This window comes from Roseburia yibonii (assembly GCF_014297335.1).
Taxonomy (GTDB): domain Bacteria; phylum Bacillota; class Clostridia; order Lachnospirales; family Lachnospiraceae; genus Roseburia_D; species Roseburia_D yibonii.
In genome coordinates this window covers 264,160-277,591 of the sequence record NZ_JACOQH010000003.1, presented here as the reverse complement: position 1 = coordinate 277,591, position 13,432 = coordinate 264,160, and the positions used below count along the sequence as shown (strand labels likewise).

General features: G+C 46.0%; 11 protein-coding genes and 1 other annotated feature. All 11 genes read left to right on the top strand.

What is annotated here, in order from left to right; all coding sequences use genetic code 11:
• Window positions 1-204 precede the first annotated feature (204 nt).
• The 11 genes from rpmG (at window position 205) to H8Z76_RS06170 (ending at window position 13,321) form a co-directional block, all read left to right on the top strand.
• Window positions 205-354 carry a 50S ribosomal protein L33 gene (gene rpmG / locus H8Z76_RS06220; protein ID WP_147618461.1) on the top strand — a complete coding sequence of 50 codons (150 nt, stop codon included), beginning with the start codon at window positions 205-207 and terminating at the stop codon, window positions 352-354.
• 29 nt (window positions 355-383) lie between these two features.
• A complete protein-coding gene (gene secE, locus H8Z76_RS06215) occupies window positions 384-593 on the top strand; it encodes a preprotein translocase subunit SecE (RefSeq protein ID WP_022516225.1) in 210 nt (69 codons plus the stop codon).
• 16 nt (window positions 594-609) lie between these two features.
• Window positions 610-1,125: a transcription termination/antitermination protein NusG gene (nusG, locus tag H8Z76_RS06210; RefSeq protein WP_022516226.1), complete on the top strand. Its 516-nt coding sequence runs from the start codon at window positions 610-612 to the stop codon at window positions 1,123-1,125.
• 25 nt (window positions 1,126-1,150) lie between these two features.
• Window positions 1,151-1,576 (top strand): 50S ribosomal protein L11, encoded by a 426-nt coding sequence (rplK, locus tag H8Z76_RS06205; RefSeq protein WP_022516227.1) that lies wholly within the window; start codon window positions 1,151-1,153, stop codon window positions 1,574-1,576.
• Window positions 1,577-1,660: 84 nt separating this feature from the next.
• Window positions 1,661-2,353: a 50S ribosomal protein L1 gene (gene rplA / locus H8Z76_RS06200; RefSeq protein WP_022516228.1), complete on the top strand. Its 693-nt coding sequence runs from the start codon at window positions 1,661-1,663 to the stop codon at window positions 2,351-2,353.
• A gap of 32 nt (window positions 2,354-2,385) precedes the next feature.
• Window positions 2,386-2,522 (top strand) — a sequence feature (ribosomal protein L10 leader region).
• A gap of 41 nt (window positions 2,523-2,563) precedes the next feature.
• Window positions 2,564-3,124, top strand: a complete 561-nt coding sequence (gene rplJ, locus H8Z76_RS06195) for a 50S ribosomal protein L10 (protein ID WP_147618460.1) — start codon at window positions 2,564-2,566, stop codon at window positions 3,122-3,124.
• Between the two features lie 49 nt (window positions 3,125-3,173).
• A complete protein-coding gene (gene rplL, locus H8Z76_RS06190; RefSeq protein WP_147618459.1) occupies window positions 3,174-3,551 on the top strand; it encodes a 50S ribosomal protein L7/L12 in 378 nt (125 codons plus the stop codon).
• Between the two features lie 335 nt (window positions 3,552-3,886).
• The gene (locus tag H8Z76_RS06185) at window positions 3,887-4,279 is read left to right on the top strand and encodes a hypothetical protein (RefSeq protein ID WP_022514190.1); all 393 of its coding nucleotides are present in this window, start codon (window positions 3,887-3,889) and stop codon (window positions 4,277-4,279) included.
• Window positions 4,280-4,675: 396 nt separating this feature from the next.
• On the top strand, window positions 4,676-8,563 hold the full coding sequence (rpoB, locus tag H8Z76_RS06180; protein ID WP_147618458.1) for a DNA-directed RNA polymerase subunit beta: 3,888 nt from the start codon (window positions 4,676-4,678) through the stop codon (window positions 8,561-8,563).
• 18 nt (window positions 8,564-8,581) lie between these two features.
• On the top strand, window positions 8,582-12,238 hold the full coding sequence (rpoC, locus tag H8Z76_RS06175) for a DNA-directed RNA polymerase subunit beta' (RefSeq protein ID WP_022514188.1): 3,657 nt from the start codon (window positions 8,582-8,584) through the stop codon (window positions 12,236-12,238).
• A 60-nt stretch (window positions 12,239-12,298) separates the two neighbouring features.
• Window positions 12,299-13,321: an HD-GYP domain-containing protein gene (locus H8Z76_RS06170; protein ID WP_186981958.1), complete on the top strand. Its 1,023-nt coding sequence runs from the start codon at window positions 12,299-12,301 to the stop codon at window positions 13,319-13,321.
• The last annotated feature ends 111 nt before the right edge of the window (window positions 13,322-13,432 follow it).

Below are 13,432 nucleotides of genomic sequence, written 5' to 3'. Positions count from 1 at the left end.
AAATGAAAAAATATAAAAAATTTTTCAAAACACACTCTTGATTTCTACTATGCATAATGGTATCATAACCTAATAAAAATGGCGCAAGAAAAGTGTTGACGCGAATATGAGATTGTGATATATTAGACTAGCGATTGTAACAGGTCTTTTTTTTATGCTTAAAATTAGACCGCAAGCAAAAGAATTTAAACGGAGGTGGAAGTTGTGCGAACAAAGATTACATTAGCATGCACAGAGTGTAAGCAGCGTAACTATAACATGACCAAAGACAAAAAAGCTCATCCGGACAGAATGGAGACCAAAAAGTATTGCAGATTCTGCAGAACTCATACTTTACACAAGGAAACCAAATAATTCAGATTGAGCAGTAAGGAAGTGAGATTATGGGAGAAACCGAGAAAACAAGCAAAGCTCCAAAGGAAAACTGGTTTGCCGGCCTCAAGGCTGAATTTGGAAAAATTATTTGGCCTGCAAAAGAATCACTTGCCAAACAGACGACAGCAGTCGTTATTGTGTCAGTAGTTGTAGGTTTGATCATTGCGGTGCTGGATTTCTTCATTCAGCATGGCGTTGATATCCTGGTGAAATTATAGGAGGCAGAGGTTATTTATGGCAGAGGCACATTGGTATGTGGCGCATACTTATTCCGGATATGAGAATAAGGTAAAAGCGAACATTGACAAGACAATTGAAAACAGACATCTGGAGGATCAGATCTTAGAGGTCCGTGTTCCAATGCAGGACGTTGTTGAACTGAAGAATGGTGCGAAAAAGCAGGTTCAGAAGAAAATGTTTCCGGGCTACGTACTGATCAACATGGTTATGAATGACGACACATGGTATGTGGTCAGAAATACCAGAGGTGTGACCGGATTTGTTGGTCCGGGATCCAAGCCGGTACCGCTTACCGATGCTGAGATGAATACGCTGGGAATCAAATCAGACAATGTGGTAGTCGATTTTGAAGAAGGTGACATGGTCGTTGTTACCGGCGGTGTGTGGAAGGACACGGTTGGTGCAATTCAGACGATCAATCATGGAAAACAGATCGTTACCATTAACGTTGACTTATTCGGTCGCGAAACACCGGTAGAAATAAGTTTCGCAGAAGTAAAGAAGATGTAAACAGTTTAAAAGGAGGCAACCTCAAATGGCAAAGAAAGTAGAAGGATATATCAAATTACAGATCGCTGCCGGAAAAGCTACACCAGCACCACCTGTTGGACCGGCTTTGGGACAGCATGGTGTAAACATTGTTGAATTCACAAAACAGTTCAACGCTAAGACAGCAGACATGGGCGACACAGTCGTACCGGTAGTCATCACTGTATATGCGGACAGAAGCTTCAGCTTCATCACAAAGACTCCGCCGGCAGCAGTTCTGATCAAGAAAGCATGCAATTTAAAGACTGCATCTGCAACTCCGAACAAGACAAAAGTTGCAACACTTTCCAAAGATAAGTTAAAAGAAATTGCTGAGACAAAAATGCCGGATTTAAATGCAGCATCCTTAGAAGCAGCTATGAGCATGATCGCAGGAACTGCAAGAAGTATGGGCGTTGAGGTAGAACAGTAAACAAAACGCGGATTTATTGAACAAAAAGCTATCGAAAACAGTGGGAGGGACCTCTCCCGATACTACCACAGGAGGTAATTTTTAATGAAAAGAGGAAAAAAATATCTTGAAGCTGCAAAGGCTATCGACCGCGCAACTTCATATGATACAGAAGAAGCTATCAGCCTTGCAAAGAAGGCAGCAGTAGCAAAATTTGACGAGACAATCGAAGTTCATATCAGAACCGGTTGTGATGGACGTCATGCAGAGCAGCAGATTCGTGGAGCTGTTGTTTTACCGCATGGAACAGGTAAGACAGTTAAGGTTTTGGTTTTCGCAAAAGGAACCAAAGTTGATGAGGCTCAGGCAGCAGGCGCAGATTACGTAGGCGGCGAAGAACTGATCCCGAAGATCCAGAATGAAGGATGGTTAGATTTCGACGTAGTTGTTGCTACTCCTGATATGATGGGTGTTGTTGGACGTCTCGGACGTGTCCTTGGACCGAAGGGATTAATGCCGAACCCGAAAGCCGGAACAGTTACCATGGATGTTACAAAAGCAATTAACGACATCAAAGCTGGTAAGATTGAGTACAGATTGGACAAAGCAAATATTATCCATGTGCCAATTGGAAAAGCATCCTTTACTGAAGAACAGTTAACAGACAACTTCCAGACTCTGATCAGTGCAATCAACAAAGCAAAACCTGCTACATTAAAGGGTCAGTACTTAAAGAGCGTATCTGTAGCTCCGACCATGGGACCGGGCGTAAAGGTCAATGTAACAAAGTTAGCCTAATTGCTGGTTGACATCAATAAATTTTAATGCTATAATAGCAAAGCATATTGCCGAAGACAGTAGGTGCCGCAAGGCGTAAACGTAAGTGCCTGCCGAGGAAATGTAGATGATATCTATATGAATGATTCGTCCTCTCTGTCTTCCACAGAGAGGACTTTTTTAGACTTCCTCAAAGAGCAATAAAAAATAAAAGAAGGAGGTGTACGATTCGTGGCAAAAGTAGAACTTAAACAACCAATCGTGCAGGAAATTTCTGAAAACATCAAAGACGCACAGTCCGTAGTAGTTGTAAATTACCTTGGACTTACCGTTGCAGAAGATACTGAGTTGCGTAAACAGTTAAGAGAAGCAGGTGTTGTTTACAAAGTATATAAGAACACACTTGTGAACTTCGCAATCAAAGGTACAGAATTTGAAAGCCTTGCAGATTGCCTGGAAGGACCGAATGCTTTCGCAATCTCTACAACAGATGCGACTGCTCCGGCAAGAATCCTGGCTAAATTTGCAAAGACCGCTCCGGCACTTGAAATCAAAGCCGGTGTTGTAGAAGGAACTTTCTATGACGAAAACGGCATGAAAGCAATCGCAGCTGTACCGTCAAGAGAAGAACTGCTCTCCAAATTCCTTGGAAGCATTCAGTCTCCGATCACCAACTTTGCTCGTGTGCTTAATCAGATCGCAGAAAAAGGCGGCGCTGGTGAAGCAACAGCAGAAGCTCCTGCAGAGGAGGCTGCTCCGGTAGAAGAAGCAGCAGAAACACCGGCAGAATAAGCTGGAAATATTAAAATAAAAACCATAACATAAATGGAGGGAAATTAAAATGGCAAAGATGACAACAGAAGAATTTATTGCAGCAATCAAAGAATTATCTGTATTAGAATTAAATGATTTAGTAAAAGCATGCGAAGAAGAGTTCGGCGTATCTGCAGCAGCAGGTGTAGTAGTTGCAGCAGCAGGTGGAGACGGTGCAGCAGCAGGCGAAGAGAAGACTGAGTTCGACGTAGAGCTGACAGAAGTTGGTCCGAACAAGGTTAAGGTTATCAAAGTTGTTCGTGAAGCAACTGGCTTAGGATTAAAAGAAGCAAAAGACTTAGTTGACGGAGCTCCTAAGATCCTTAAAGAAGCAGCTGACAAAGCAACAGCTGATGACATCAAAGCTAAATTAGAAGCAGAAGGTGCAAAAGTAACCTTAAAATAGTCGCGGTTCAGCGGACTGAGAATAAAAGGGAGCCGTGCATGTACCATACTTATATGAGTACATGCGCGGCTTTCTTTTTATTTGAAGGCGCAACGCGCGCCAAGGCATCGCAGATGCCTTGGCAGTCCGCGAAACGAAGCGCCAGCCCGCGCACGAGAAGCGCAAGCTTCGAGTAAGCACTGCTTGTAGCTGTGATATCCCGGCAATCCGCGAAACAAAGCGTCAGCCCGCGCGGGCGAATTTCCCTCAAACATAGAAAAAGCTAGGAAATTAACAGCTGATATGATATAATAAATGCGTTGCGCAATAAAATATGAGTTATGAAGGAGAAAATAATGGAAGAAAAAAGAAAATTAGGCACAGGATTACAGGTTTGGTTATGGATCATTTTTGTTCTTAACATTATTACAGCACTGGGTGCTCTGGCAGCTGTAGTAGGATCCGCAGCACTTGGAGTTGGACCGGTTTACACAGTTCTTTGCGTTGTGAGCTTCTTGCTGGAAATTGTACTGATCGTCGGAATCGCAATGTTACTTTTCAAGAGCAAGAAAGTCGGATTTTATATGATCTGCGGAGCTGCAGTTATTGGATTTGTTGTAAATCTGATTACTTACGGTCTCGTATCTGGTCTGACAGCGATCAATATCGGTCGTGCAGTTGTCGGCCTGGTAGTTTGCCCGCTGGTTACATATTTACTTGCAAAAAATGACTGGGATTATCTGAGCTAAAAGCGAAACAAAAAAGGCAGGGGTGAGGAAAACTCCTGCCTTTTTTGTATACTAGCAACGAGGGAAAAGGAAATAAAACAGACAGATGAGTTATGGAGGAAAAATATGGGAACAGCATCTTTGATATTTGGCGCGGCATCACTGCTGGTCGGATTATGTACCTGCGGCCTTTATATATAGAAGAAACAGATTAGTATGTCCGCTTTTTGGGAAAACATGAAAAAAGTCAAAATGCAGCTTGACTTATCCTTGACATTTGTGCTATCATATACGTTGCACTATTGTGGAGATGTAGGCTTATTTGTGTTACCAAAATAGTGGAAAGCAAGTGGAAGATACACCTTATGTAGTAGAAAAGGTAGATTTTAAATAAAAAAACGAGAGGTGAAACGTCAAATGGAGAAAAACAGAATACGTCCGGTCAAGGCTGGAAAAGGTTTACGTATGAGTTACTCAAGACAAAAAGAAGTTCTGCAGATGCCGAATCTGATCGAGGTACAGAAAGATTCGTATCAGTGGTTCCTGGACGAGGGATTAAAAGAAGTGTTTGCGGATATTTCCCCGATCGCTGATTACAGTGGTCATTTAAGTCTGGAGTTCGTAGATTTTACTTTGTGCGAGGACGATGTAAAATACTCTATTCCGGAATGCAAGCAAAGAGATGCTACTTATGCAGCACCTTTGAAGGTAAAGGTTCGTTTGCACAACAAAGAGAATGATGAAATCAACGAACATGAGATCTTCATGGGCGATTTGCCGCTTATGACTGAGACCGGTACATTCGTAATCAATGGCGCAGAACGTGTTATTGTCAGCCAGCTGGTTCGTTCCCCGGGTATCTACTACGCTATTTCTCATGATAAGGTTGGTAAGAAACTCTATGCGTGCACCGTTATTCCGAACCGTGGTGCATGGCTGGAATATGAGACCGATTCCAATGACGTTTTTTATGTTCGTGTAGACAGAACCAGAAAGGTTCCGATCACAGTGCTCATCCGTGCGCTTGGTGTCGGAACAAATCAGCAGATTATTGATCTGTTCGGTGAAGAGCCAAAGATCGTTGCCAGCTTCGGGAAAGATCCGTGTATCACGGAGAAAGAACCGCAGGGAAGCTATGAGAACGGTCTTTTAGAGTTATACAAAAAAATCCGTCCGGGTGAACCGCTTACCGTAGAAAGCGCAGAAAGCCTGATCACGGCAATGTTCTTTGATCCGAGACGTTATGACCTTGCAAAGGTAGGTCGTTATAAATTTAACAAGAAACTGCATTTCAAGAATCGTATCAATGGACATGTGCTTGCAGAGGATGTTGTGGATACCACAACAGGAGAGATCCTTGCGGAAAAAGGCACAGAAGTGACCAGAGAACTTGCTGAGACGATCCAGAATGCGGCAGTACCGTATGTATGGGTACAGGAAGAAGAACGCAATGTCAAAGTTCTTTCTTCTATGATGGTAGATATCCGCACATGGGTTCCGGAGCTGACCAATCCGCGTGAAGTTGGCGTGACAGAGCTTGTGTATTACCCGATTTTAAAACAGCTTATGGATGAGAATGACAATTTTGAGGATCTCAAGGAAGCGATCCGCAAGAACATCCATGATCTGATCCCGAAACACATTACCAAGGATGATATTTTTGCATCCATTAACTATAATATGCATCTTGAGTGGAGCGTGGGAAGCGATGATGATATCGATCATCTTGGCAACCGTCGTATCCGTGCGGTCGGAGAGCTGCTTCAGAACCAGTACCGTATCGGTTTATCCCGTATGGAGAGAGTTGTCCGCGAAAGAATGACAACACAGGATCTTGAGGGAATTTCCCCGCAGAGCCTGATCAATATCAAACCGGTTACAGCGGCGGTAAAAGAATTCTTCGGTTCTTCCCAGCTGTCCCAGTTCATGGATCAGAACAACCCGCTCGGCGAGCTGACCCACAAGAGACGTCTGTCCGCACTTGGACCTGGTGGTCTTTCCAGAGACCGTGCCGGATTCGAGGTTCGAGACGTACACTATTCTCATTATGGAAGAATGTGCCCGATCGAGACGCCTGAAGGACCGAACATCGGTCTGATCAACTCACTGGCATGCTATGCGAGAATCAACGAGTATGGCTTTATTGAAGCTCCATACCGTAAGATCGATAAGGCAGATCCGAAAAATCCGCGTGTCACAGACGAAGTTGTTTATATGACCGCAGATGAAGAAGATAATTACCATGTAGCACAGGCGAACGAAAAGCTGGATGAAGAAGGACATTTCGTAAGAAATTCCGTTTCCGGCCGTTACCTGGATGAAACACAGGAATACGACAAGACCATGTTTGATTACATGGACGTATCCCCGAAGATGGTGTTCTCTGTCGCTACAGCATTGATCCCGTTCTTACAGAACGATGACGCGAACCGTGCCCTGATGGGATCCAACATGCAGCGTCAGGCAGTGCCGCTTCTTACGACTGAAGCTCCGGTTGTCGGAACCGGTATGGAAACCAAAGCAGCGGTTGACTCCGGCGTGTGCGTAGTTGCAAAGAAAGCCGGAACCGTAGAGAAATCGGTTTCCAATGAAATTACAGTAAAGAATGATGATGGAACAACAACAGTATATCCGCTGACCAAATTTATGCGAAGCAACCAGTCCAACTGCTACAATCAGCGTCCGATCGTATTTAAGGGCGATCATGTAGAAGAGGGCGAAGTAATTGCAGACGGACCGTCCACACAGGGCGGAGAGCTGGCACTCGGAAAGAACCCGCTTATCGGTTTCATGACCTGGGAAGGTTACAACTACGAGGATGCCGTACTGCTCAGCGAGAGACTGGTGCAGGATGATGTATACACTTCTGTTCATATCGAAGAATATGAGGCAGAGGCGCGTGATACCAAGCTCGGACCGGAAGAGATCACAAGAGATGTTCCGGGTGTCGGCGATGATGCGTTAAAAGATCTTGATGAGAGAGGTATCATCCGCATCGGTGCGGAAGTCCGTGCAGGAGATATCCTGGTCGGAAAAGTAACTCCGAAGGGAGAAACAGAGCTTACAGCGGAAGAGAGACTGCTCCGTGCTATTTTCGGTGAAAAGGCAAGAGAAGTCAGAGATACTTCCTTAAAAGTACCGCACGGTGAATATGGTATTGTCGTAGAGGCGAAGGTATTTACCAGAGAAAACGGTGATGAACTTGCTCCTGGTGTAAATCAGGCTGTCCGCATCTACATTGCGCAGAAGAGAAAGATCTCTGTCGGTGATAAGATGGCCGGTCGTCACGGTAACAAGGGTGTCGTTTCCCGTGTGCTTCCGGTAGAAGATATGCCGTTCTTACCAAACGGCCGTCCGCTCGATATCGTGTTAAACCCGCTCGGCGTACCTTCCCGTATGAACATCGGACAGGTGCTCGAGATCCATCTCAGTCTTGCAGCCAAAGTACTTGGTTTCAATATTGAGACACCGGTATTCGACGGCGCAAAGGAAATTGATATTCAGGATACATTGGAACTTGCCAATGATTATGTAAATACAACATGGGAAGAGTTTGAAGCAAAATACAAAGATACGCTTCGCCCGGACGTAATGCAGTATCTGTCAGACAACAGAGCGCACCGCGCACTGTGGAAGGGCGTACCGATCTCCAGAGACGGAAAGGTACAGCTTCGTGACGGAAGAACCGGAGAGTTCTTCGACGGACCGGTTACCATCGGCCACATGCATTACTTAAAACTCCACCATCTGGTAGACGATAAGATCCATGCACGTTCTACCGGTCCTTACTCTCTCGTAACACAGCAGCCGCTCGGTGGTAAAGCACAGTTCGGTGGACAGCGTTTCGGAGAAATGGAAGTTTGGGCGCTGGAAGCATACGGCGCATCTTATACATTGCAGGAAATCCTGACCGTGAAGTCCGATGACGTTATCGGCCGTGTGAAGACCTACGAAGCGATCATCAAGGGCGATAATATTCCGGAACCGGGTATACCGGAATCCTTCAAGGTTCTCTTAAAAGAACTTCAGTCTCTTGGACTGGATGTCAGAGTTCTGGATGAAAACCGTGAGGAAGTAGAACTCATGGAGACCAGCGAGTACGGAAATACGGATCTGAACGCGATCATTTCCGGAGATAAGGATTTTGCGTTTGAAGACAGCGAATCTTTCGGAAAGATGGGATTCCAGAAACAGGAATTTAATGCAGAGACCGAAGAGCTTGAGAATATCGAGGGTGAGGATGACAGCGAGGACGATGATGCTGACATGGATTTCGCAGATGATATTCTTGATGATGAAGAATAAAAGGAAGGGAGTGTCACAATGCCAGAAACGAAGAACAATGAGACTTACCAGCCAATTTCATTTGATGCAATTCAGATTGGCTTAGCATCACCTGAAAAGATCAGAGAGTGGTCAAGAGGCGAAGTAAAGAAGCCTGAGACCATTAACTATAGAACATTAAAACCGGAGAAGGACGGACTTTTCTGCGAAAAGATTTTCGGACCGAGCAAGGACTGGGAATGCCACTGTGGAAAGTACAAAAAGATCCGTTATAAGGGCGTTGTCTGCGACCGATGCGGCGTTGAGATCACCAAAGCCAGCGTGCGTAGAGAGCGTATGGGACATATCGAGCTTGCGGCTCCGGTATCCCATATCTGGTATTTCAAGGGTATCCCGTCCCGTATGGGACTTATCCTTGACCTGTCACCGAGAACACTGGAAAAAGTATTGTACTTTGCTTCCTACATCGTACTTGATGCAGGAAACACCGGTTTACAGGTAAAGCAGGTACTTTCTGAGAACGAATATCAGGAAGCAAGAGAAAAATACGGCAGCGATTTCCGCGTTGGAATGGGTGCCGAGGCAATTTTAGAGCTGTTACAGGCAATCGACCTTGAAAAAGATTCCGCAGAGTTAAAGGCTGCGTTAAAAGATGCAACCGGACAGAAACGCGCGAGAATCATCAAGAGACTCGAAGTTGTAGAAGCGTTCCGTGAATCCGGAAACAAGCCGGAATGGATGATCATGACGGTCATCCCGGTTATTCCGCCAGACTTACGTCCGATGGTACAGCTGGATGGTGGACGTTTTGCAACCAGTGACTTAAATGACTTATACAGAAGAATCATTAACCGTAATAACCGTCTGAGAAGACTCTTGGAGCTTGGCGCACCGGATATCATTGTCCGCAATGAGAAACGTATGCTCCAGGAAGCGGTTGACGCTTTGATCGATAACGGACGCCGCGGCAGACCGGTTACAGGTCCTGGAAACCGTGCGCTCAAGTCCTTATCCGATATGTTAAAGGGTAAATCCGGACGTTTCAGACAGAACCTCTTAGGAAAGCGTGTTGACTATTCCGGACGTTCCGTTATCTGTGTAGAGCCGAAGTTAAAGATTTATCAGTGCGGTCTGCCGAAAGAAATGGCGATCGAGCTGTTTAAACCGTTTGTTATGAAAGAACTCGTTGCAAACGGAACCGCGCACAACATCAAGAGTGCAAAGAAGATGGTGGAGAGACTTCAGACCGAGGTATGGGATGTGCTCGAAGAAGTCATCAAAGAGCATCCGGTTATGTTAAACCGTGCTCCGACACTGCACAGACTTGGTATTCAGGCGTTCGAGCCGATCCTCGTAGAAGGTAAGGCGATCAAGCTTCATCCGCTTGTGTGTACCGCGTTCAACGCCGATTTCGATGGTGACCAGATGGCCGTCCATCTTCCGCTTTCCCAGGAAGCACAGGCAGAGTGCCGTTTCATGCTGCTCTCTCCGAACAACCTGTTAAAACCGTCCGATGGTGGTCCGGTAGCCGTTCCTTCGCAGGATATGGTACTTGGTATTTACTATCTGACCCAGGAAAGACCGGGATCGATCGGTGAAGGAAAGTATTTCAAGAGCGTAAACGAGGCAATTCTTGCCTATGAAAATAAAGCGCTGACCTTACATTCCAGAATCCATGTCCGCATGACAAAGACAATGCCGGACGGAACAACAAAGACTGGAATGTGCGAATCCACACTGGGACGTTTCATTTTCAATGAGATCATTCCGCAGGATCTTGGATTCGTAGACAGAAGCAAAGAAGAAAACGAATTTGCACTGGAAATCGATTTCCACGTTGCAAAGAAACACTTAAAACAGATCCTTGAGAAAGTTATCAATATCCACGGCGCTACAACAACCGCGGAAGTACTGGATGACATCAAGGCAATGGGATATAAATTCTCCACACAGGCAGCCATGACCGTATCCATTTCCGATATGACCGTGCCGCCACAGAAACCGGAAATGATCCAGGCTGCGCAGGATACCGTAGACCGTATCACCAAGCAGTACAAACGTGGTCTTATCACCGAAGAAGAGCGTTACAAAGAAGTTGTAGAAACATGGAAAGAGACAGATGATGAGCTTACCGAAGCGCTTCTGACCGGATTGGACAAATACAACAACATCTTCATGATGGCTGATTCCGGAGCCCGTGGTTCTGATAAACAGATCAAACAGCTTGCCGGTATGCGTGGACTTATGGCAGATACAACCGGACGTACGATCGAGTTGCCGATCAAGTCAAACTTCCGTGAAGGTCTTGACGTACTCGAGTATTTCATGTCTGCGCACGGAGCGCGTAAAGGTTTGTCCGATACCGCACTTCGTACCGCCGATTCCGGTTACCTGACCAGACGTCTGGTTGACGTTTCACAGCACATGATCGTGCGTGAGTCTGACTGCCAGGCAGGAACAGGAAAAGAGATTCCGGGTATGTATGTAAAAGCATTCATGGACGGAAAAGAAGAGATCGAAAGCCTTCAGGATCGTATTACAGGACGTTTCTCATGCGAGACGATCTGCGACAAGGATGGAAATGTCCTTGTAAAGGCAAATCATATGATCACACCGAAGCGTGCGGCAGAGATCATGAGCAAGGGTGTGGATGAAAACGGAAATCCGATCGAAAAAGTGAAGATCCGTACAATCCTTACCTGCCGTTCCCACATGGGTGTGTGCGCGAAATGCTATGGCGCGAACATGGCAACCGGAAATGCAGTACAGGTTGGTGAAGCGATTGGTATCATCGCGGCTCAGTCAATCGGTGAACCGGGTACACAGCTTACCATGCGTACCTTCCATACCGGTGGTGTTGCCGGAAATGATATCACACAGGGTCTTCCGCGTGTCGAGGAAATTTTCGAGGCAAGAAAGCCGAAGGGTCTTGCCATTATCACAGAATTTGGTGGCGTAGCTACGATCAAAGATACAAAGAAGAAACGTGAGATTATCGTAACCAACAACGAGACAGGCGAATCCAAGACATATCTGATCCCTTACGGATCCAGAATCAAAGTTATGGATGGAGCAGTCTTAGAGGCCGGTGACGAACTGACCGAAGGTTCTGTCAACCCGCATGACATCTTAAAGATCAAGGGCGTCCGCGCAGTTCAGGATTACATGCTCCGCGAAGTTCAGCGTGTATACCGCCTGCAGGGTGTTGAGATCAATGATAAACATATCGAGGTTATCGTGCGCCAGATGTTACAGAAGATCCGCATCGAAAACAACGGAGATTCCGATTTCCTTCCGGGAATTCTGGTAGATACGTTAGAGCTCGACGATGTAAATGAGAAGCTGATCGAAGAAGGAAAGCAGCCGGCAGAAGGCACGCAGGTACTTCTTGGTATCACAAAGGCTTCCCTTGCAACGAATTCCTTCCTCTCCGCAGCATCCTTCCAGGAAACAACGAAGGTACTGACAGAGGCGGCAATCAAAGGAAAGATCGATCCGCTCATCGGTATGAAAGAAAATGTTATTATCGGTAAGCTGATTCCGGCTGGTACCGGCATGAAGTGTTATCGTGACATCAAGCTTGATTCTGATCTGAATGAAGAAGAAGAGATCTCATTTGACGATGATGATTTTCTGATGGATGATTTTGGGGAAGAAACAGCAGAAGAGAATGAAACCGTAACGGTAGAAGAATAAAATATACCAAAGACCTCTCTGAGAAGATTCAGGGGGGTCTTTGGTTTTCGGGGGAAAAATATGGGAAAAAGCGGAATAAAAATGTGGAAACGGAAAATACTAGTAATAGAATCTTCTGCCGCGGATTACGCAGAGATTGAGGAAATCCTTGGCGAAACGTATGAGCTGAGACGTGCAGAACCGGAAACACGGGAGGTTTTTACGCGGATCCGGGAACAGAAACCGGATCTGATCCTGCTCGATACCAGACTGCCGGGCGAAGGCTTTTTTCAGATCACGGAAGCGATCACCGGAAATGCGGATACCGCAGAGATCCCGGTCGTATTTATCGACGCGGAAGGAAAGCGGGGAAGCCTGGAGCGTGGATTTAAGCTTGGATGCGCGGATTATGTGAGAAAACCGTTTGAACCGGATATCATGCGAAGCAAGATCTCCACACAGATCGAACTCTATGGCTACCGTCACAAAATGGAAGAACTGCTTGCGGCGGAGCGGCAGAAAGTCATGCAGGTGACCTTGGAGGCGATCGCGGCGATCGCCAAGACGGAAGAGGCAAAGGACAGTTACACGAACGCACACTCGGAACGGGTGGCGGATACTTCTGTGAAAATTGCAAAAAAGCTCGGCTGGAGCGAAGAAAAGGTTGAAAAACTCCGTTATCAGGCGCTTTTACACGACATCGGAAAGATCGGGATCCCGGATCGTATTTTAAATAAGCATAAAAACCTGACAGAGAAAGAGTACGGGATCATGAAGCAGCATGTAAAGATCGGGGCGGATATCCTAAAAAATTTAAGCACCATGGAAGGGCTGGAAGAAGGCGCGCTGTATCATCATGAAAGATGGGATGGGAAGGGGTATCTTTCCGGGAAAAAAAGAGAGGAGATCCCGGAGGCCGCGCGCATCATAGCGGTGGCAGATACGTATGACGCAATGTCATTTGAGCGGATCTACCGTGGAAGTTTCGATGAGTCCCATGTGACAGAGGAGATCAGATGTGGAAGAGGAACGCAGTTTGATCCGAAGGTGGCGGATGCGTTACTTTCTATTCTGGCGGAGCAATCGGATGCGCAAAAAAACTGACTGTAACGGACAAGTGTCTGCTGCAGGCGGAAAGAAAGAGAAATTTGCAAAAAGCCATTGACAAGAAGTTCCCAGATTTATATAATATTCTAGCGTGCATACAAAGGCGCG

What these genes read in the sequence shown, in the direction of transcription:
- secE (WP_022516225.1), top strand. Translation starts at nt 384, where the DNA reads ATGGGAGAAACCGAGAAAACAAGCAAAGCTCCAAAGGAAAACTGGTTT.
- nusG (WP_022516226.1), top strand. Translation starts at nt 610, where the DNA reads ATGGCAGAGGCACATTGGTATGTGGCGCATACTTATTCCGGATATGAG.
- rplK (WP_022516227.1), top strand. Translation starts at nt 1,151, where the DNA reads ATGGCAAAGAAAGTAGAAGGATATATCAAATTACAGATCGCTGCCGGA.
- rplA (WP_022516228.1), top strand. Translation starts at nt 1,661, where the DNA reads ATGAAAAGAGGAAAAAAATATCTTGAAGCTGCAAAGGCTATCGACCGC.
- rplL (WP_147618459.1), top strand. Translation starts at nt 3,174, where the DNA reads ATGGCAAAGATGACAACAGAAGAATTTATTGCAGCAATCAAAGAATTA.
- H8Z76_RS06185 (WP_022514190.1), top strand. Translation starts at nt 3,887, where the DNA reads ATGGAAGAAAAAAGAAAATTAGGCACAGGATTACAGGTTTGGTTATGG.
- rpoB (WP_147618458.1), top strand. Translation starts at nt 4,676, where the DNA reads ATGGAGAAAAACAGAATACGTCCGGTCAAGGCTGGAAAAGGTTTACGT.
- rpoC (WP_022514188.1), top strand. Translation starts at nt 8,582, where the DNA reads ATGCCAGAAACGAAGAACAATGAGACTTACCAGCCAATTTCATTTGAT.
- H8Z76_RS06170 (WP_186981958.1), top strand. Translation starts at nt 12,299, where the DNA reads ATGGGAAAAAGCGGAATAAAAATGTGGAAACGGAAAATACTAGTAATA.